Origin of the sequence: Micromonospora sp. NPDC050495 (genome assembly GCF_040655175.1) — a bacterium.
In the GTDB taxonomy this organism is placed as follows: domain Bacteria; phylum Actinomycetota; class Actinomycetes; order Mycobacteriales; family Micromonosporaceae; genus Micromonospora.
The window spans coordinates 70,520-90,323 of sequence record NZ_JBFAJK010000001.1 but is presented as its reverse complement, the minus strand read 5'-3'; the positions used below and the strand labels follow the sequence as shown (position 1 = coordinate 90,323).

The window sequence follows — 19,804 nt, the reverse complement described above, 5'->3', positions numbered from 1 at the left end:
TCATGGACGGTCTGCTGCTCACCGATGAACTGGTCCTGCTCGCGTACGACGACAACGGCGTCAACCGGCTCGGCCGTCCGCACCTCGACTACGGCCTCGCCGGTGCGGTGCTGCTGGAGCTGGCGCTCGCCGGCCGCGTGGAGGTGGCGGACAAGCGGGTCGTGGTGACCGATCCCGCCCCGACCGGCGTACCGCTGCTGGACGAGGCGCTGGCGGCGGTCGGGTCCGGGCGGGCCCGTAAGCCGCAGGACTGGATCGGCAGGCTCGCCAAGGGCCTGCTGGACCGGGTGCTCGACGGGCTGGTGGACGCCGGGGTGCTGCGCCGGCAGTCCGACCGGGTGCTGCTGGTCTTCCCGCGTACCCGCTATCCCTCGCCGACCGGCGCGGAGCCGGCGGTGGAGACGGCGGCCCGGGAGCGGATGGCGGCGGCGCTCACCGGCGACGGCCCGGTCGACGCCCGGACCGCCGCGCTGCTGACGCTGACCCGCGCGGTCGGCCTGGACCGCAAGATCTTCCGCGAGCTGCCGAAGGAACGGGTCAAGGCGCGGATCGACGAGATCGCGGCGGGCGACTGGGCGTCGGCCGCCGCCAAGAAGGCCATCGAGGAGACGCAGGCCGCGCTGGTGGTGGCCACCACGGCCGGGACCGCCGCCATCATCACCACCGCGGTCAGCTGAACGCGACGGCGGCGGCACCGCACGGGTGCCGCCGCCGTCGTGGTCCGGCTCCTGCCGGGGTACGCCTCAGCTCGCGGCCGGCGCGACCTCCGGCTCACCGGCCGGGGCCTCCGGCTTGACCGAGCGCAGCAGCACGCTCGCCACGTCGATCACCTCGACCTGCTCGCCCGCGCCCTTGCCGTTCACGCCGTCGTTCAGCATCGTCGAGCAGAACGGGCAGCCGACCGCGATCGTCTTCGCCCCGGTGGACATGGCCTCCTCGACCCGGTCCACGTTGATCCGCTTGCCGATCTTCTCCTCCATCCACATCCGGGCACCGCCGGCGCCGCAGCAGAAGGAGCGCTCGCTGTTGCGCGGCATCTCGGTCAGCTCGCCCTGGATGGAGTCGCCGAGCACCTCACGCGGGGCGGCGAAGATCCGGTTGTGCCGGCCCAGGTAGCACGGGTCGTGGTAGGTCACGCCGCCGGCCACCGGCTGCACCGGGGTGAGCTTGCCGGCGCTGACCAGGTGGGCCAGCAGCTGGGTGTGGTGCACCACCTCGAACTCGCCGCCGAGCTGGCCGTACTCGTTGCCCAGGGTGTTGAAGCAGTGCGGGCAGGTAGCGACGATCTTGCGCTTGCTCTTCTCCCGGCCGTCGAACGCCTCGTTCAGCGTCTCGACGTTCTGCTGGGCCAGCATCTGGAAGACGAACTCGTTGCCGATCCGGCGCGCCGGGTCACCGGAGCAGGTCTCGCCCTCGCCGAGGATGGCGAAGGAGACGCCGGCCTCGTTGAGCAGCGTGGCCACCGCGCGGGTGGTCTTCTTGGCCCGGTCCTCGAACGCGCCGGCGCAGCCGACCCAGAACAGGTACTCGAAGTCGTCGACCTCGCCGACCCGCGGCACCTCGAAGCCGAGGCCCTTGGTCCAGTCCTCGCGGGTGTTCTGCGGGGCGCCCCACGGGTTGCCCTTGTTCTCCAGGTTGCGGAGCATGACGCCGGCCTCGGACGGGAAGCTCGACTCGATCAGCACCTGGTAGCGGCGCATGTCGACGATGTGGTCGACGTGCTCGATGTCCACCGGGCACTGCTCGACGCAGGCGCCGCAGGTGGTGCAGGACCAGAGCACGTCCGGGTCGATGACGCCGCCCTCCTCGGCGGTGCCGATCAGCGGCCGGTCGGCCTCGGCCATGGCCAGCACGTCGACCCCGGCGAGTTGCTCCTGCGTCGCCTTCTCCTCGCCGGTCAGGTCCTTGCCTCCGCCGGCCAGCAGGTAGGGCGCCTTGGCGTACGCGTGGTCGCGCAGGCTCAGCACGAGCAGCTTCGGCGACAGCGGCTTGCCGGTGTTCCAGGCCGGGCACTGCGACTGGCAGCGGCCGCACTCGGTGCAGGTGCTGAAGTCCAGCAGGCCCTTCCAGCTGAACTGCTCGACCTGGGCGACGCCGAACTGGTCCTTCTCCGGGTCGGCCTCCTCGAAGTCGAGCGGCTTGCCCCCGCTCGTCATCGGGCGCAGCGGGCCCAGGCCGGAGCCGGCCGGCTTCTCCGGGTCGCGCTTGAAGAAGATGTTGGGGAACGCCAGGAAGCGGTGCCAGGCGACACCCATGGTGACGTTCAGCGAGATCACGATGAGCCAGGTCATCGAGATGGCGATCTTGATGACGGCGGCCACGCTGACCCCGGCCGTCCAGGCCGGGAGCGCCGCGCCGACCGCGTGGCTGAGCGGGGTGGCCCAGACCGGGTACTCGAAGTGGTCGGTGGCGACCTTGAAGCCGCGGATGATGAAGCCGAAGATCAGCACCAGCAGGACGACCCACTCGACGAAGTAGCCCTGCCACATGGTCGAGCCGGTGAACCGGGAGCGGCCGCCGGGGCGGGTCGGCCGGTTGCGCAGCCGGATCGCCATCAGCACCAGGATGCCGGCCAGGCCCAGGATGCCGATCCACTCGGTGGCCAGCCCGAAGATCGTCCAGTGGCCGATGATCGGCAGACCGCCGCCCGGGGTGACCACCTCGAAGTACGCCTCGAGCACCAGCAGCGACAGCACGATGAAGCCGACCATCACGAACCAGTGGGCGGCCCCGACCACGCTCCACTTCAGCATGCGGGTGTGGCCGGCGGTCTCCACCAGCATCTTCTTCGTACGCGCGCCCTTGTCGCCGAAGCGTTCCGGCGCGGGCTGCCCGAGCCGGATGACGGCGGTCATCTTCATGACCGCGCGCACCGCGAGCCACACCGCCACGGCGGTGATGGCGGCCGCGAGGATCGTGGTGACGATCTGGACGCTGCCCATCGAGTTGGCCTCCCGGTCTGCTGCCTGGTCGAGCGGCTCGGCGACCGGGACGGTTCACGGCGCGTCCGGCGTCCCGCCGCTACCGCCCTGGCCCGACCGGCCGATGACCTCGCTCCGCTCGGTCATGCAGTGCAGCCTACGCGCAAGGTTACCCAGCAGTAACGTGAGTCATCTCGCACCGGCCACGCCGCCCTGTCGACACCTTAGGGGCAGCGGGCGGGCCGCGCCGGTCAGGGGCGGCCCGGCGTGACGTACGCCGGGCCCCCGGACGCCGCCGAACCGGTCCACGGGGAGCGGCCGGCGCGGCGAAGGGCAGCGGCCGACCCCCGGTGCGGCCTCCGGCCGTCGCGCGCCGTCAGCGCACGCCGGGCGGTGACCGCCGAGCCGGGGAGCCGGGCCGGATCGGCCGGGTCAGCGCCAGCGGGAGAGCAGCACCAGCGAGGCGACCATGGCGCCGAAGCCGACCGCGAGGTTCCAGTAACCCCAGGTCGCGACGGGGTACGCCTGCTCGGAGAGGTAGTACACGACCAGCCAGCCGATGCCCGCGACGATCAGCGCGACGGCGGTGATCGGCAGCCAGATCGGGCTAGGCTTGCGCGTCGCCGCCGTCGCCGTCGGACGCACGTCCGTCGGCGGGGTGTACACCTTCTTCTTGCGGACCTGAGACTTGGGCACGACGCTCTCCAGAGGGGGGTACGACCTCGTCCGGCCTGACAACCGGGCGCGGGGGCGACGGTCCATGGCCAATAATGTTCGACAGCTAGCGTAGTCCGGACGGGCTCTCCAGGCCACGAATGGGGTCAGGCCGGTGCACGGAGTGACCGAAAAGAGGGGGACTTTTCGGGTCGAACAGGCCGGTCCGCGTCGTCGCGGGTCGGAAGAAACGACGGGAAAGGGAACGCCCGGTGGAGTACACGTCCGGCGCAGCCTCCTGGCAGAAGGTCCTCCGGCGGGCGGTCGCCGGCCTGCTGCCCCGGCGGCCGCGGCAGCGCCGCCCGGGGTGGTCGATCGGCGTTCCCGTGATCGCCGCCGCGGCGGGCCTGCTCTTCACCACCACCGCGACCACCGCGGGCGGCACCTCGCTGCGGGAGGATCGCCGGCCGCAGCTCACCCAGTTGATCGAGGACCGGCGCGAGCAGGTGGCCGAGAGCGAGGAGAAGGCCGCCCGGCTGCGCGCCGAGGTCGAGGACCAGACCGCCACGCTGGCCGACACCGACGGCCCGATCAAGGCCCAACGGGACCGGGCCGCCGCCAGCCGGCAGGCCGCCGGGTTCACCGCGCTGACCGGGCCGGGCCTGACCATCGAGCTGAACGACGCACCGCATCCCCAGGTGCTGCCCAAGGGGGCCAGCAACGACGACCTGGTGATTCACCAGGGCGACGTGCAGGCGATCGTCAACGCGCTCTGGTCCGGCGGCGCCGAGGCAATGTCAATCATGAACGTCCGCGTGCTCAGCACCAGCGCGGTACGCTGCGTCGGTAACACCCTGCTGCTGCATGGTCGGGTGTACTCCCCTCCGTTCAAGATCGTGGCAATCGGCGATCCCGCTGCCCTCCGGCGGGCGCTCGCCGCCTCTGAGGGAGTGCAGTGGTTCATGGACGTGGTCGACCACTACCAGCTGGGTTACTCCGAGTCCGCCTCCACGGTCACCGTGCCGGCGTTTGAGGACTCCACCGCCCTCCGTTCGGCGACGGTCCCCCGGTGACCTCGGAGGACGCCCGGGAACGCGACGGCCGCCACCGCGACCGCAGCGACGACCCGACCGCGTTCATCCCCCGGGTCGACCGCCCGCAGCCGGCGACTCCGCCCCGAAGCGGGCGCCCCGAGCCGGCAGGCCCGCCCCGAAGCGAGCGCCCGGACCCGGCGACTCCGCCCCGAAGCGAGCGCCCCGAGCCGGCGGGCCCGCCCCGAAGCGAGCGCCCCGAGCCGGCGGGCCCGCCCCGGGTCGACCGCCCGCAGCTGGCGACCCCGCCCCGGCCCGCGCTCAACCTGCCCTGGCCGGAGCCGGCCGGACCGCGCGACGGCCGGTACCCGGCCGCCCCCGCCACCCCCGGCCCGCGCCCGCCGGCGCCCGGGGCACCGCACCGACCCACCGGCGCCGAGCCGCACCCCCCGGCATCCGCCGGAGCGCACCCACCCCCCAGCGACCAGCAGGTACGCCAGCCGGCCGGTCCGCCCGGACGCTCGCCGGCGGTGGCACCGGTCGCCGCCGAGCCGCCACACCGGATCCCGCCGCCGGCCGAACCCGACCGGCACCGGCCCGCGGGGGACGGCCGGGCACCGGGCCAGGAATGGCCGGGCGGACGTCCCGCCGAACAACCACGCCGCCTCCCGGCGGAGCCACCGCCACGCTGGCCGGGCACCGGCACCGCCGCACCCGCACCCGCACCCGCCGATCCCAGAGCCGCCGTCCCGGGGTCCGGCACCACTGCCGGTCCCGGTCCCGCGCCCGCCGGTCCCGGAGCTGCCGTCCCGGGGTCCGGCACCGCTGCCGGTGCCGGTCCCGCCGGACCTGGCCCCGCCGGTCCCAGCCCCGCTGGACCCGGCCCCGCCGTAACCGGACCCGGCATCTCGGCGCCGAGGGCTGACGCCGCCGTAACCGCACCCCACACCGCCGTACCGGGGGCTGGCGCCGCCGCCGGGCCGGGACCCGCCGCCGCCCCCCGCCGGCCCGCAGCAGCGAGCAGCGGCCCCACTGATGCCGGAACCCGCGTCAGCGGCCCCACAGCGGCCGGACCCGGCGTCGGCGCCCGTCCGGTACCGGATCCGGTCCCCGGCGGCCCGGGCCTGGCCGGCACCGCCCCGAGCGGCCCGGCGGCCGGCCGGGTCGGCACCGGCGGCCAGCCCGGGGCCAGCACCAGCGGCCCGGGCGCGACCAGCGCCGGCACCAGCGGCCCGGTGCCCGTGGGGCCGAGCATTCCCGGGCCGGAGGACCTGGCGTCCCGGACGGCCGGGCTCGGCGCGGCACTGGCCGGCAGCGGCCCCGGCGCGACCGGGCCGGCCGGCCCCGGACCGGTGGCCCGAGCCGGCGGCACCATGCCCACGACCGCGCCGGCCGGCACCGGACCGGTCGCCGGAGCCGGCGGCACCACGCCCACAGCAGGACCGGCCGGACCCGGGCCACTGGCCGGACCCGGCCGGACCATGTCCACGGCCGGACCGGCCGGCCCCGGACCGGTGGTCGGACCCGGCGGAAGCGTGCCCGCCCGGCAGTTGGCCGGCACCCCCGGTCAGCCGGACCCGGGACGCGCCGAACCGCCGGCACCGGCCGCTCCGGCGCCCCCGGTACGGCCCGCCGCCCCCGGGGACGCGCCCACGGCGTTCCTGCCCCGGCTGACCGGCCGCCCCGACGACCCGGTCGGTGCCGGCGAGGCGGCGGCCCGCGTGGCCGATCAGCCCGCCGGGCAGCGGCCCGCCGGAGTGCCCCTCGCCGGGGAGCCGGCCGCCCGCGTACCCCGGGCGGGAGGGTCCGGGACGGCGGAGGCGAGCGGATCGGCGCGGCCGGGGAGCGGTGGCGCCGGGCGACCCGGCGCGGCTGCTCCGGCCGCGGACCCGGCGGCGACCGCCCTGCTGCCGGCGGTCGGCGGGCGCCCGCCGCGGCCCCCCGCCCTCGACTCGACCGCCCTGATGGGCGCCGTCCCGCCGCTGCCCGAGGGCGGCACCGGCGACGACCCGGTCGACAGCCCGGCCGAGCCACCCGCCCCCCGGCGGGGCGAACGGGTGGTGCGGCTGCGTCCCGAGCAGACCGGTGAGGGCTACAAGAGCGTCTACTCCGAGCTGACCCGGCCCACCCTCGGCTCCCGGATCCGCACCGGGGTCCGGGTCACCGGCGAGGCGCTGATCACCCTGGGCCTGGTGGTGCTGCTCTTCGCCGGGTACGAGATCTGGGGCAAGACGGTGATCGTCGACGCCCACCAGAACGACCTGAACACCCAGCTCGCCCAGGAGTGGGGCGGCAGCGGCGATCCGACGGTCGCGCCGACCGGCCCGACGCCGAAGGCCAAGCCCCCGGCCGAGGGCAAGCCGGTCGCCGGGCTCTACATCCCCAAGCTCGACAAGCACTGGGTGGTGGTCCAGGGGGTCAGCCCGAACGACATCCGGTACGCCCCGGGCCACTACCCGAAGAGCGCGATGCCGGGCGAGGTGGGCAACTTCGCCGTGGCGGGGCACCGGATCCGGGCCACCTTCTGGCGGCTGGACGAGCTGGACCCCGGCGACGACATCGTGGTCGAGTCGCAGGGCGAGTGGTTCATCTACAAGGTCTACCAGCAGCGGATCGTGAAGCCGGACCAGGTCGAGGTGGTGGCGCCGGTGCCCGGCGAGCCGACCGCCAAACCGACCGAGAAGCTGCTCACCCTGACCACCTGCAACCCCAAGTTCGACAACTACCAGCGGTTGATCATCCACGCCCGGCTGGACCATGTGCAGGCCAAGTCGGTGGGCCGGCCGCCGGAGCTGGAAGGCTGACGATGTACGGGTGGATCTGGCGCAAGCTGCCGTTCGGGCTGGCCGGGAAGCTGGTCGGCTCGGTGCTGATCGCCGCGGCGACGGTCGCCCTGCTCTGGTTCGTGGTCTTCCCGTGGGCCGAGCCGCTGCTTCCCTTCGACGACGTCCAGGTGACCCAGGACTCGGGCGTGCCGGACGACGACTCCGGCGGCGGACTCACCGACCCCAGCGGGAGCCCGACCGCGGAGGAGCTGCCGTACAGCACCGAAACGAACAACGCCCCACCCACTCCGGACAGGTGACCCGATGCGCGTCCTGGTGATCGACAACTACGACTCGTTCGTCTTCAACCTCGTGCAGTACCTCGGCCAGCTCGGGGTGGAGTGCGAGGTCCGGCGCAACGACGAGATCGACGTGGCCGAGGTCGGCCGGGTCGGCGCGGCCGGCGTACTGCTCTCGCCCGGGCCGGGCAGCCCGGACCGCGCCGGGATCTGCCTCGACGTCATCCGGGAGTACGCCGGCAAGCTGCCGCTCTTCGGCGTCTGCCTCGGCCACCAGGCCATCGGCGAGGCGTTCGGGGCGACCGTCACCCGGGCGCCGGAGCTGCTGCACGGCAAGACCTCCGAGGTGAGCCATCACGGCACCGGGGTGCTCGCCGGGCTGCCCGACCCCTTCACCGCCACCCGGTACCACTCGCTGGCGGTCCTACCCGAGACGCTGCCGGACGAGCTGGAGGTGACCGGCTGGACCGGCTCCGGCGTGGTGATGGCGATGCGGCACCGCACCCTGCCGGTCGAGGGCGTGCAGTTCCATCCCGAGTCGGTGCTGACCGAGGGCGGGCACCTGATGCTGGCGAACTGGCTGGCGGTCTGCGGCTACCCGGCGGCGCGGGAACGCGCCCCCGAGCTGGCCGCCGAGGTGGACGCCCGGCGCCGGGCCGCCTTCGCCACCGCCTGAGCGGCGGCGGGCGGCCGCGGCCGGAACGGCCGAGGCCCCGACCGGTGGTCGGGGCCTCGCTGTGTCACTCGCCTTCGAGCCGGGTCGGTGGCTGGGTGGGGAAGGGGAACCCGCCGCCGCCACCCGGGGTGGTGGGCGTGGTGCTCGGGTCCGGGGTGGGCCCGCTCGGCGTGATGCTCGGCTCCGGCGGGGCGAAGTCGACGTCGATGGTGACCGTCTTGCCCTTCTCCAGCTTGGCGCCGGGCTCGGGGTCCTGCGAGCTGACCTTGCCGACACCGTCCGGCGTGGCCGCCTCGTCGCCCTTCCGCGTCTTCACCCGGTACCCGGCCTTCACCAGCTCCTGGCGAGCCTGTGCCTCCGGGAGGCCCACGACCTCCGGTACCTCCTTGATGTTCCCGCGGGAGACCGACACCTTCACCGTGGCACCGTCCTCGACGTTGGCGCCCGCCTTGGGGTCGGTCGCCACCACCGTGCCCCTTTCCCGCGCATCGTCGACGTCCACCTTGTCGACGTTGAAGCCGTCGCTCTCCAGCTGGGCCTTGGCGTTCTCGAACGGGTTGCCCACCACGTTCGGGACCTGGACCATCTTCGGGCCGTTGCAGATGTTGAGGGTGACGTTGCGGCCCTTTTCCAGGGTGGTGTTGGCCGGCGGGTCCTGCCCCGCCACGGTGTCCTTCTGGCAGGTCTTGTTCAGCACCGGGTCACCGATCACCGGAATCAGCCCGGCGGCCCGCACCTCCTGCTCGGCCACAGCGCGGGACTTGCCCTCGATCGTGGGCACCCGGACCTCGCTCGCGCCCTTCTGGTTCAGCCAGAGCGCGGTAGCCAGGGCGATCACCGCGAGCACACCGAGGGCGGCGAACGTGGCGATCACCCAGGAGGAGCTCTTCCGCTTGCGCGGGTCACCGACCCGGGCCGGCATCTGCTGGCGGGTCTGCGGGCCGAGCACCTGGGTCTGCTGGTAACCGCCGGCCCCGGCCGGCGCCATCGGCATGGTCTCCTCGGCCGGCATCACCGGAGTGGCCAGCACCGGCCGGCCCGCGGCGGCGCGCAGCAGGTCCGCGCGCATCTCCCCGGCGCTCTGGTAGCGGTTGAGCGGGTTCTTGGAGAGCGCCTTGAGGACGATGGCGTCCACCGCCGGGTTGACGTCCGGGTTGATGGTGCTCGGCGTCGGCGGCTGCTCCCGCACGTGCTGGTAGGCGACGCTGACCGGGCTGTCGCCGACGAACGGCGGGTGCCCGCAGAGCAGCTCGAAGAGCACGCAGCCGGCCGCGTACACGTCCGACCGGGCGTCGACCGCCTCGCCGCGCGCCTGCTCCGGGGAGAGGTACTGCGCGGTGCCGATGACGGCGCTGGTCTGCGTCATGGTGGTGGCGCCGCTGGCCAGGGCCCGGGCGATGCCGAAGTCCATCACCTTGACCTGGCCGGTCTGGGTGAGCATCACGTTGCCCGGCTTGATGTCCCGGTGGATGATGCCGTGCCGGTGGCTGAACTCCAGTGCCGCGCACATGTCGGCGCAGATCTCCAGCGCCCGGCGCGGCTGGAGCCGGCCCTCGACGCCCAGCACCTCCTTGAGGGTCCGTCCGTTGACGAACTCCATCACGATGAACGGCAGTGTCTCGCCGGTCGGGGCGGTCTCCTCGCCGGTGTCGTACACCGCGACGATGGCCGGGTGGTTCAGCGAAGCGGCGTTCTGCGCCTCGCGGCGGAACCGCATCTGGAAGGTGGCGTCCCGGGCCAGATCCGCCCGGAGCATCTTGATCGCGACATCCCGACCGAGCCGGAGATCGCGACCACGGTGCACCTCCGCCATGCCGCCGTAGCCGAGCAGCTCGCCGACCTGGTACCTGCCACCGAGCAGGCGGGCCTGCGCTGTCATCGCGTCTCTCGTCCTTCGCTCGTCGTCGTCTCGCCGCCAGCCGGCTGGAGCCGTACCTCACGACGGTACGACGTCCCGACCAGATCGTCGGCTCCGTGGGACCGTACCGCGCCGGAGGCCACGCTCACCGGAGCCAGCGCGGTCGGATCGCCGGCGAGCGCGTGCTTCCGGTAGTTGTACGAGATCACGCCGGAGCAGAGCAGGACCAGTACGGCCACCACAATGGCGACCACCCACCGCCTCGCGTACGACCGGCGGGCCGCCGGGGGCGGGGCCGGCGGTCGCGCGTACGCCAGCGGGTTGGGCTGCTGCCGCGGCTGCGGCACGGCCGCCGCGCCGCGCGGCGCCACCGGCGGCCGGGGCGGCCCGGCCGGCGACACCACGGTCGGTCGCGCCGCGACCGGCGGCCGGGCGGCCACCGGCGGGCGGGGCTGCTGCTGCGGCCGGGGCGCGGCCGGCACCTGGGCGCGGGCCGTGGGCGCGGCCGGCGACGCGGGTACGCCGGAGATCGGCCGCCCGCCCCGCGTCTGCTGGGACAGCGCCATCTTGGTCTGCCGGGCGACGCTGGCCAGCGCGGCGGCGCTCGGCCAGCGGGCCGCCGGATCCTTCGCCAGGGCCCGCTCGACGATCACCCGGACCTGGGGCGGGATGTCGGCGGGCAACGGCCGGGGCGCCTCCCGTACGTGCTTCATGGCGATCTCGAGCGGGTTGTCCCCCTCGAACGGGCGCCGGCCGGCGAGGCACTGGTAGGCGACCACGCCGAGCGCGTACACGTCGGAGGCCGGCGTGGCCACCGCGCCGGTGGCCTGCTCAGGCGAGATGTACGAGGCGGTGCCGAGCACCGAGCCGGCGGCGGTGAGCTGGCCCACCAGGTCGGAGCGGGCGATGCCGAAGTCGGTGAGCACCAGCGTGCCGTTCGGCCGGACCAGCAGGTTGCCCGGCTTCACGTCGCGGTGCACGATCCCCTTCTCGTGGGCGGCGTGCAGCGCGTCGGCGGCCTGCGCCAGCAGGGCCATCGTGCGGGCCGGGGTGAGCCGGCCGACCCGGCTGAGCGTCGCGGAGAGCGCGTCCCCCTCCACGTACTCCATGACCAGGAAGGCGATCTGCTGGTCGCTGCCGAAGTCGTAGACGTCGACCACGCCCGGGTGGTTGATGGTGGCCATGGTGCGCGCCTCGCCGCGGAACCGCTCGGCGAAGCCCGGCTCGTCGAGCAGCGCGGGGAGCAGGCTCTTCACCGCGACCGTCCGGCCCAGCACCTGGTCGGTGCCGCGCCACACGTCGCCCATGCCGCCGCTGGCGATCCGCTCGTCGAGACGGTAGCGGTTGCCGAGCTGCACCCCCGGGCTGAGCATGTCAGCGGCCCCCGGCGTCGGCGATGGCCGCCGCCATGATCCGGCCGCCGATCCGGGCCGCCTCGGCGCTGCCGCCGGAGCCGGCCCGCTCCAGCTCGACGCAGACCGCCGAGACCGGCGTGCCGTTGCGGTCCAGCGCGAAGCCGATGAACCAGCCGTGGTCGGGGGTGTCCGGGCCGGACTGGGCGGTGCCGGTCTTGCCGCCGACGGTGTAGCCGTCGATGGCGGCCTTCCGGCCGGTGCCCTCCTTGACCACGTTCAGCATCATGTCCCGCAGGTCGCCGGCGACCTGGCCGCTGACCGGGCGGCGCAGCTCGCGCGGCTTGGCGGTGTAGTAGCTGGTGGTGCGGTCCGGCGCGAGCAGCTGGCGGACCAGGTAGGGCCGCATCTGGCTGCCCCCGTTGGCGACCGAGGCCGCGATCAGCGCGCCCTGCAACGGGGTCATCCGGACGTTGTTCTGGCCGATCGACGACTGGGCGAGCGCCGCCTGGTCGGTGCTGCCGTTCGGGTTCTGCATGTCGCCGGTGCGGCTGGCCGCCACCGGCAGGCCGCCCTCGCCGAGCTGGCCTACGGTGAGGTCCTCCTGCTCGAAGCCGAACTGCCGGGCCTTCTCCTTGATCGTGTCCGCGCCGAGCCGCACGCCGAGCTGCGCGAAGCCGGTGTTGCAGGACTCGGTCACGGCCTCCCGCAGGGTCACCTGCGACTCCGGGCAGATCGACGGCGCGGCGTTCTTGATCGGCTTGCCGGCGCCGGGCGCGGTGTAGCTCGACCCGGCCGGGATGGACGTCTGCTGCCCGACGCCGTTCTCCAGGGCGGCCGCGGCGACCACGATCTTGAAGGTCGATCCCGGCGGCAGCGTCTCGGCCAGGGCCCGGTTGGCCAGCGGCCGGTTGGGGTCCTTGTCCAGCCTGTTGTACGCCGCCGCGGCCGCCGTGGTGTCGTGGCTGGCCAGCGGGTTCGGGTCGAAGCTCGGCATGGAGACCAGCGCCTGCACGGCGCCGGTACGCGGGTCGATCGCGATCGCCGCGCCCCTGGTCGCGCCCACCTGGTTGTTGGTGAGCTGGCTGTACGCCGTCTCCTGGGCCCGCTTGGAGAGGGTCAGCAGCACGTTGCCGCCGCCGGTCTCCTCGCCGGTGAACATGTCCTTCACCCGGTTGGCGATGAGCTGGTCGCTGGTGCCGGCGAGGAACTCGTTCTCGGTCCGCTCGATGCCGGTCTCCCCGAGGTTGACCGGCTTGTAGCCGAGCACGTGCGCGTACACCTCGCCCTTGGGATAGGTGCGCAGGAACCGCAGCTTGCCGCCGGTCTCCTTGCTGATCGCGTACGCGGTGCCACCGACCTCGATGTTGCCGCGCTTGCGCTCGTACTCGGCGACCTGGACCCGGCCGTTGTAGTCGCTGTTGCGGTACTCGTCCGCCTTGTAGGCCTGGATCCAGTTCAGGTTGGCGAAGAGCAGCCCGAAGAGGATCATCACGACCACGCCGACGCGGCGCAGCGGTGCGTTCACGGCCGGATCACCTCCGTCGGGGCGCCGTGCAGCTGTTCCGGCGGGGTCCCTGCGGGCCGGGCAGCCGGGCCGCCCCCGGTCACCGGGCGGCGGGCGCCGTCGGAGACCCGGAGCAGCGCCGCGATGAGCAGCCAGTTGGCCATCAACGAGGAGCCGCCGGCGGAGAGGAACGGGGTGGTCTGACCGGTCAGCGGGATGAGCTTGCTGATCCCGCCGACGATGACGAACACCTGCAGGCCCAGGGTGAAGGCGAGGCCACCGGCGAGCAGCTTGCCGAACGAGTCCCGCACCGCCAGCGCGGCGCGCAGCCCGCGCTCCACGATCAGCAGGTAGACCACGAGCAGCGCGGAGAGACCGAACAGGCCGATCTCCTCACCGATGCCGGCGAAGATGAAGTCGGTCCGCACCTCCGGCAGCAGGGTCGGCTGACCGCCACCCGGGCCGGCCCCGAAGAGGCCGCCGCTGCCGAGCGTGAGCAGACCCTGGACCAGTTGGTAGCCCCGGTCGTAGGGCTCGGCGAACGGGTCGAGCCAGATTTGCGCCCGGTCGTAGAAGTTCGCGAACGGCCCGCCGACGGTGCTGCCCAGTACGTAGGCCAGGTAGGCGCCGCCGAAGAAGAGGATCAGGCCGATGAGCAGCCAGCTGACCCGTTCGGTGGCGATGTACAGGGTCACCACGAACATGCCGAAGTAGAGCAGCGAGGTGCCCAGGTCCTTCTCGAAGACCAGGACCAGGATGCTGATCAGCCAGACCACGAGGACCGGGCCGAGGTCGCGGCCGCGCGGGAAGTCGATGCCGAGCACCCGCCGGCTGGCCAGCGACAGCACCTCCCGTTTACGCACCAGGTAGTACGCGAAGAAGGTGAGCAGGGCGAGCTTGGCGAACTCACCGGGCTGGATCTGGAAGCCGCCGAACCGGATCCAGAGCTTCGCCCCGTTGACCTCGGAGAACCGGCCCGGCAGCACCGCCGGGATCATCACCAGCACGATGCCGGCCAGGCCCAGGGTGTACGCGTAGCGGGACAGCGACCGGTGGTCGCGCATGATCGCCAGCAGCCCGGCGGCGAGCACCACCGCGCCGAGCGTCCAGGCCAGCTGCCGCCCGCCGCTGCCGGCGAAGACGGCCAGGCTCTCCCGATCGGTCGGGGCGGCCTTGGCCAGGTCGTAGCGGCGCAGGAAGCCGACGCCGAGCCCGTTGAGCAGGGCCACCGCCGGCAGCAGCGCCGGGTCGGCGAACGGCGCCAGCCAGCGGATCACCAGGTGCAGGCCGAGGAAGACCAGCCCCAGCACGGCCGCCGGGATCCAGAAATCCGGGGTGACGGTGTCCAGCACGTTCGCCTCGACCGTCGCCCCGTACGCCGCCACCAGCACCATGGCAAGCAGGAGCAGGGACAGCTCGGCGTTGCGCCGGGACCGGGCCAGGCGCGCGCCGGCAGCCGCACCCGTCGTGGCGGGCGAGGCTGCCGGTACGGCGGCTGCGGTCACGAAGACGTCCTCGGGGTCGAGCCGGCGCTCACTCCGGCGACCGGCAACCAGCCGGGTCGACCGGCGGCACCGTGTCGGAGGGGACGGCGTCGGGCGTGGCGGTCGGCGACGGCGTGGGCAGGGCGCTGCCGCTGGCGCCGACGGCCGGGGCGGTCGGCGAGGCGGTGACGACCGGGTTGGGACTGGTCGTCGGGGCCGTCGGGCTGGGCGGGCAGAGCGGCTTCAGGTTGGGGTTGGCCGGGTCTTCGCTGGTCAGCTCGGCCAGCCGGCGCTCGGCGTCCGGCTCGCTCTTGGCCTGGATGCCCTGCTTGACCTGCTCCTGGGCGGCCAGGGTGAGGTCGTCCAGCCGGGCCTCGCTGGTCGCGTGCACGTTGGAGAGGTCCAGGCCGGCGATCTGGCCCGGCACGCCGCGGAAGACGGCGAGCTGGCCCTCCTCGGTGGCGCCGACGTAGTACTGCCGCTGGGTGTAGCTCCACCCGGCGAAGAGGCCGCCGCCGAGGATGACCACCAGGGCCAGCAGCATGGCCGCCGTCCGCAGCGGGTGGTGCCGGCGCCGCTCCGCTTCCTCGTCGCGCGGGTCCGCCGGTTCCTCGGGCGCGGGGGGCCGTGGGGCGGAGAGCGCCGAGGCCCGGGCGGCCGGGGTGGAGACGTCGGCCGAGGTGGCCATGCCGCGGTCCCGAGCGGCGGCGCCGCCGACGATCGGGGACGCCTCGACGATGTCCTGGTCGGTGGCGTCGGCGACGATCACGGTGATGTTGTCCGGCCCGCCGCCGCGCAGGGCGAGCTGCACCAGCCGCTCGACGCACTGCTGCGGGTCGGGGTAGTCGCGCATGGTCTCCGCGATGGTGTCCGCGCTGACCACGCCGGAGAGGCCGTCCGAGCAGATCAGGTAGCGGTCACCGGGCAGCACCTGGCGGACGCTGTACTCGGGGTCGATGTCGCGGCCGTCCAGCGCGCGGGTGAGCAGCGAGCGCTGGGGGTGGCTGCTCGCCTCCTCGGCGCTGATCCGGCCCTCGTCGACGAGCATCTGGACGTACGTGTCGTCCTTGGTGATCTGCGCGAACTCACCGTTGCGCAGGAGGTAGGCCCGCGAGTCACCGATGTGGACCATCCCGAGCTTGCTGCCGGAGAAGAGGGTCGCGGTGAGCGTGGTGCCCATCCCCTCCAGCTGCGGGTTGGCGTCCACGGTGTCGCGGAGCTGCTGGTTGGCGGTGCCGACGGCCGAACGCAGCGCGTCCACGAGGGCGTCCCCAGGGACGTCCTCGTCGAGGGGCGCCATGGCACCGATGACGATGTTGCTCGCGACGTCACCGGCGGCCATACCGCCCATGCCGTCGGCGACGGCGAGCAGCCGCGGCCCGGCGTAGACGGAATCCTGGTTACCGTCTCGGATCAGACCGCGGTCGCTGTGGGCCGCGTAGCGCAGGGTCAGAGTCATGGCCGTAATTCGAGGGAAGTGCGGCCGATCCGGATCGGCACGCCGAGGGGGACGGGGGTTGGTCCGGTGACCTTAGCGCGATCCAGGTAGGTGCCGTTAGTCGAACCGAGGTCCTCCACGAACCACTGCCCGTCACGCGGTACGAGCCGGGCGTGTCGCGCCGAGGCGTAGTCGTCGGTGATCACCAACGTGGAGTCCTCGGCGCGACCGATGGTGATCTGCGCCTCGCCCAGGGTGATCCGGGTACCGGCCAGTTGGCCGGCGGTCACCACCAGCTGGTGCGCGGCCCTGCCCCGCTTCACCTTCGCCGGCTTCGCCGGCGGCCCCGTGCTGGCCCCGACCGCCCGCGGCGCGGCCACCAGCCGGCCCGACCGGGCCCCCGCGAAGAGGTCCCGGCGGATCACCCCGACCACCGTGAACACGAAGATCCACAGCAGGATGAGGAACCCGAACCGGGCGACCGTGATGACGAGTTCCGGCAACGCGGGTCAGCCGTCCACGCGGAAGGTCAGGGTGGTCGTGCCGAGCTGGATCATGTCGCCGGGGTTGAGCGCGACAGCGGAGACGCGCTGGCCGTTGACCATCGTGCCGTTGGTGGAGCCGAGGTCGGTCAGCACCACCTGGCCGCCGTCGAAGTCCAGCCGGGCGTGGCGCCGGGAGATCCCGACGTCGGGCAGGCGCAGGTTGGCCTGGTCGCCCCGACCGATCACGGTCGAGCCCATCTGGAGCGGGTAGGTGCGCCCGTCGCCGGAGACCAGCCGCACGTTGCGGCCACCGCCGTGCCCGGGCGGCGGGCCGTAGCCACCGCCCTGGTCGTACGCGGGGTAGGCCGGGGCGGCGTCGTAGCCGCCCGGCGCGGAGACCGGGGCGACGTCGCCACCGGTGTAGACCTCGGCGGTGACCCGGAACATGCCGGTGTCCAGCCCCTCGCCGCGCTCGATCTCGACGATCACGTCGCCGTAGACCGTCCACGCCTGCTCGCCGATGAACTCCGCCTGCGACTGGGCCAGCTCCTGGGCCAGCGCGGCGGCGTACGGCGCCAGCCGACTGTGGTCGTACGGCGAGAGATCGATCACGTAGCGGTTGGGCACCAACGTGCGCCCGCCGGCCAGGATCGCCTTGTGCGCCTCGGCCTCCCGCTGCATGGCGTTGAGGATCTCCACGGGGTGGACCACCCCTTTGAAGACCTTGGCGAAGGCCCCCTCGACCAGGCCTTCCAGACGCTTCTCGAAGCGTTGCAGCACGCTCACCGGCTCCTCCTCGGGTCCCGAGGCCATGATGGTATCCGGACACCGCCTCCGCAGCTCACATGCCGCTCGGCGGGCTGCCGGCGGCCCGTTCGTGACCAGGCCCGGGGTCGTGCTAAAGTTTCGTCCGCCACGAACGGTGATCGCTCGTGGCGATGACCGGGAACAGCGTAATATGTCCGGGCACCCGCCGCAGAAGGCGGGCGCGGGATGGGATATGGTGTTCCGGGTCTGGCCACGGGGAAGTGGCGGAATGGCAGACGCGCACGGTTCAGGTCCGTGTGCCCGAAAGGGCGTGGGGGTTCAACTCCCCCCTTCCCCACCACGACGAGGGCTCCGCGGACAGCGGGGCCCTCGCGCCGTTTCGGGGCGTGCCGGATGTCACGCTATGCTCCGGTTCGTTTTCCAGCCCCCTACGAGCAGGAGTGGCGTGTGAGTGTCGCGTTGGTGACCGGCTCGGGCGGTCTCATCGGATCCGAGGCGGCCCGGCACTTCGCCGGCCTCGGGCTCCACGTGGTCGGCATCGACAACGACATGCGCCGGTACTTCTTCGGCGAGGACGGCTCGACGGCCTGGAGCCTGGACCGGCTCGCCGCCGACCTGGGGACCTCCTACACCCACGAGGCCGTCGACATCCGGGACCGGGACGGCCTGGAGCGGGTCTTCAAGAAGTACAGCTCGGACATCTCGGTGGTGATCCACAGCGCCGCGCAGCCGAGCCACGACTGGGCCGCCAAGGAGCCGTACACCGACTTCGACGTGAACGCGGGCGGCACCCTCAACGTGCTGGAGAACACCCGCCGGCACGCGATCGAGGCGCCCTTCATCCACTGCTCGACCAACAAGGTGTACGGCGACCGCCCGAACAGCCTGCCGCTGGTCGAGCTGGAGACCCGGTACGAGCTGCCCGAGGACCACCCGTACTTCGCGGGCATCCCGGAGGACATGTCGATCGACGAGTCGCTGCACTCGGTCTTCGGCGCGTCGAAGGTGGCCGCCGACGTGATGGTCCAGGAGTACGGCCGCTACTTCGACATGCGGACGGCCTGCTTCCGGGGCGGCACGCTGACCGGGCCGGCGCACTCCGCCGCCGAGCTGCACGGCTTCCTGGCGTACCTGATGCGCTGCGTCATGGAGGGCCGGACGTACAACCTCTTCGGCTACAAGGGGAAGATGGTCCGGGACGCGATCCACTCCCGGGACGTGCTCACCGCCTTCGAGGCGTTCTTCCGCGAGCCGCGCTCGGCGCAGGTCTACAACCTGGGCGGCGGCCGGCACTCCAACACCTCGCACATCGAGGCGTTCCGGATCGCCGAGCAGATCGCCGGCCGCGAGGCGCAGATCAATTACGTCGAGCAGGCGCGCACCGGCGACCACCAGTGGTACGTCAGCAGCATGGCCCGGTTCGAGGAGCACTACCCGAGCTGGAAGATCACCTACGACGTGCCGATGATCCTCCGGGAGATCTACGAGGCCAACGTCGACAAGTGGGTGCCGAAGGCATGACCACCGGGACCAAGCGGAACGTGCTCGGCGTGCTCGTCGACGCCACCGACTACGCCCGGGCGACCGAGGCGGTCGTCGCGGCGGCGCACGACCGCCGCCCGCTGGCCCTCACCGCGCTGGCCGTGCACGGCGTGATGACCGGGGTGCTCGACCCGGCGCACAACGCCCTGCTGAACTCCTTCGACGTGGTCACCCCGGACGGTCAGCCGGTCCGCTGGGCGCTGAACCTGCTGCACGGCGCCGGCCTCACCGACCGGGTCTACGGCCCCGAGCTCACCCTGCGGGTGCTGTCCCGCTTCGCCGCGGAAGGGCTGCCGGTCTACCTCTACGGCTCCACCGAGGAGACGCTGTCCCGCCTGGTCCCGGCCCTGGAGCGGAAGTTCCCCGCGCTGAAGATCGCCGGCGTCGAGGCGTCCAAGTTCCGCTCGGTGCAGCCGGGCGAGGACGTCGAGATCGCCGACCGGATCAAGGCCAGCGGGGCGCGGCTCGTCCTGGTCGGGCTGGGCTGCCCCCGCCAGGAGGTCTTCACGTACGCCATGCGGCCGCTGCTGGACATGCCGTTGATGGCGGTCGGCGCGGCCTTCGACTACCACGCCGGACTGCTGCGCAACCCGCCACCGTGGATGCAGCGTGCCGGGCTGGAGTGGTTCTGGCGGCTCGGCCTGGAGCCGAAGCGGCTCTGGCGCCGCTACGTCATCCTCAACCCGGCCTACCTGGCCCGCCTGGCGGCGCAGAAGACCGGCCTGTGGAAGGCCACCCCGCCGCCCCCGGCCAGCGACCGACCGGCCACCTTCGACGTCTGAGCCGCCGCGCCCGACGACGACGCGCGGCGGCCACCCGGGTGGGTGACCGCCGGACGCCGGTGGGAAGGTTGGTCTCGGTTCCGCTCGGTGCGGTGTCAGCCCGAGCCTAGGGTGCCGTCCCGCCGTCGGGTACATGCCGAAGCGCCAATAACACCGATGGGATGACCCCCTACGGGACGAGGTACGGGACGAACCGGGGTGCGCTCCCGGATCCCCCGGCCGCCGGCCTGGACCAGGCTGGA

Annotated in this window: 16 protein-coding genes and 1 tRNA gene; 8 read left to right on the top strand and 9 right to left on the bottom strand. The window is 73.2% G+C overall.

Going from position 1 to position 19,804, the window contains the following annotated elements; all coding sequences use genetic code 11:
• The first annotated feature begins 2 nt into the window (after window positions 1–2).
• Window positions 3–677 carry a GPP34 family phosphoprotein gene (locus tag AB0I11_RS00420; protein WP_357308298.1) on the top strand — a complete coding sequence of 225 codons (675 nt, stop codon included), beginning with the start codon at window positions 3–5 and terminating at the stop codon, window positions 675–677.
• Window positions 678–743: 66 nt separating this feature from the next.
• Here AB0I11_RS00420 and AB0I11_RS00415 read toward each other — a convergent pair whose 3' ends face one another.
• Window positions 744–2,942 carry a (Fe-S)-binding protein gene (locus AB0I11_RS00415; RefSeq protein WP_357308295.1) on the bottom strand — a complete coding sequence of 733 codons (2,199 nt, stop codon included), beginning with the start codon at window positions 2,940–2,942 and terminating at the stop codon, window positions 744–746.
• Between the two features lie 411 nt (window positions 2,943–3,353).
• Window positions 3,354–3,617 (bottom strand): cell division protein CrgA, encoded by a 264-nt coding sequence (locus AB0I11_RS00410; RefSeq protein WP_046565955.1) that lies wholly within the window; start codon window positions 3,615–3,617, stop codon window positions 3,354–3,356.
• 230 nt (window positions 3,618–3,847) lie between these two features.
• Between AB0I11_RS00410 and AB0I11_RS00405 the strand changes: the two genes are divergently transcribed.
• The 4 genes from AB0I11_RS00405 (at window position 3,848) to AB0I11_RS00390 (ending at window position 8,346) form a co-directional block, all read left to right on the top strand.
• Window positions 3,848–4,648: a DUF881 domain-containing protein gene (locus AB0I11_RS00405; RefSeq protein ID WP_357308292.1), complete on the top strand. Its 801-nt coding sequence runs from the start codon at window positions 3,848–3,850 to the stop codon at window positions 4,646–4,648.
• Between the two features lie 1,193 nt (window positions 4,649–5,841).
• On the top strand, window positions 5,842–7,410 hold the full coding sequence (locus AB0I11_RS00400) for a class E sortase (protein WP_357308289.1): 1,569 nt from the start codon (window positions 5,842–5,844) through the stop codon (window positions 7,408–7,410).
• 2 nt (window positions 7,411–7,412) lie between these two features.
• Complete coding sequence (locus tag AB0I11_RS00395) at window positions 7,413–7,691, top strand: hypothetical protein (RefSeq protein ID WP_357308286.1); 279 nt, start codon at window positions 7,413–7,415, stop codon at window positions 7,689–7,691.
• A gap of 4 nt (window positions 7,692–7,695) precedes the next feature.
• A complete protein-coding gene (locus AB0I11_RS00390) occupies window positions 7,696–8,346 on the top strand; it encodes an aminodeoxychorismate/anthranilate synthase component II (protein WP_357308283.1) in 651 nt (216 codons plus the stop codon).
• Window positions 8,347–8,410: 64 nt separating this feature from the next.
• On the opposite strand, the gene pknB is transcribed toward AB0I11_RS00390, so the two are convergent.
• From pknB to AB0I11_RS00355, 7 genes are all read right to left on the bottom strand, one after another.
• Entirely contained in the window at window positions 8,411–10,225 is a 1,815-nt protein-coding gene (gene pknB, locus AB0I11_RS00385; RefSeq protein ID WP_357308280.1) for a Stk1 family PASTA domain-containing Ser/Thr kinase, read from the bottom strand.
• Window positions 10,222–11,577 carry a serine/threonine-protein kinase gene (locus AB0I11_RS00380; RefSeq protein ID WP_357308277.1) on the bottom strand — a complete coding sequence of 452 codons (1,356 nt, stop codon included), beginning with the start codon at window positions 11,575–11,577 and terminating at the stop codon, window positions 10,222–10,224. The genes pknB and AB0I11_RS00380 overlap by 4 nt, the downstream gene beginning before the upstream one ends.
• A gap of 1 nt (window position 11,578) precedes the next feature.
• Window positions 11,579–13,084, bottom strand: coding sequence for a penicillin-binding transpeptidase domain-containing protein (locus AB0I11_RS00375; protein ID WP_357308274.1), 1,506 nt, complete (start codon window positions 13,082–13,084; stop codon window positions 11,579–11,581).
• Window positions 13,081–14,457 (bottom strand): FtsW/RodA/SpoVE family cell cycle protein, encoded by a 1,377-nt coding sequence (locus AB0I11_RS00370; RefSeq protein ID WP_357309969.1) that lies wholly within the window; start codon window positions 14,455–14,457, stop codon window positions 13,081–13,083. The genes AB0I11_RS00375 and AB0I11_RS00370 overlap by 4 nt, the downstream gene beginning before the upstream one ends.
• 139 nt (window positions 14,458–14,596) lie before the next feature.
• Complete coding sequence (locus AB0I11_RS00365; RefSeq protein ID WP_357308270.1) at window positions 14,597–16,006, bottom strand: protein phosphatase 2C domain-containing protein; 1,410 nt, start codon at window positions 16,004–16,006, stop codon at window positions 14,597–14,599.
• The gene (locus AB0I11_RS00360; protein WP_046563125.1) at window positions 16,003–16,488 is read right to left on the bottom strand and encodes an FHA domain-containing protein; all 486 of its coding nucleotides are present in this window, start codon (window positions 16,486–16,488) and stop codon (window positions 16,003–16,005) included. Before AB0I11_RS00360 ends, AB0I11_RS00365 begins: the two co-directional genes overlap by 4 nt.
• Window positions 16,489–16,494: 6 nt before the next feature.
• Entirely contained in the window at window positions 16,495–17,283 is a 789-nt protein-coding gene (locus AB0I11_RS00355; protein ID WP_046563124.1) for a DUF3662 and FHA domain-containing protein, read from the bottom strand.
• Between the two features lie 209 nt (window positions 17,284–17,492).
• Between AB0I11_RS00355 and AB0I11_RS00350 the strand changes: the two genes are divergently transcribed.
• The 3 genes from AB0I11_RS00350 to AB0I11_RS00340 all read left to right on the top strand — a co-directional run bounded on the left by AB0I11_RS00350 (window position 17,493) and on the right by AB0I11_RS00340 (window position 19,562).
• A tRNA-Leu gene (locus tag AB0I11_RS00350) sits at window positions 17,493–17,578 on the top strand.
• A gap of 107 nt (window positions 17,579–17,685) precedes the next feature.
• Complete coding sequence (locus AB0I11_RS00345) at window positions 17,686–18,759, top strand: NAD-dependent epimerase/dehydratase family protein (protein WP_357308267.1); 1,074 nt, start codon at window positions 17,686–17,688, stop codon at window positions 18,757–18,759.
• Window positions 18,756–19,562, top strand: coding sequence for a WecB/TagA/CpsF family glycosyltransferase (locus AB0I11_RS00340; protein ID WP_357308264.1), 807 nt, complete (start codon window positions 18,756–18,758; stop codon window positions 19,560–19,562). The genes AB0I11_RS00345 and AB0I11_RS00340 overlap by 4 nt, the downstream gene beginning before the upstream one ends.
• The last annotated feature ends 242 nt before the right edge of the window (window positions 19,563–19,804 follow it).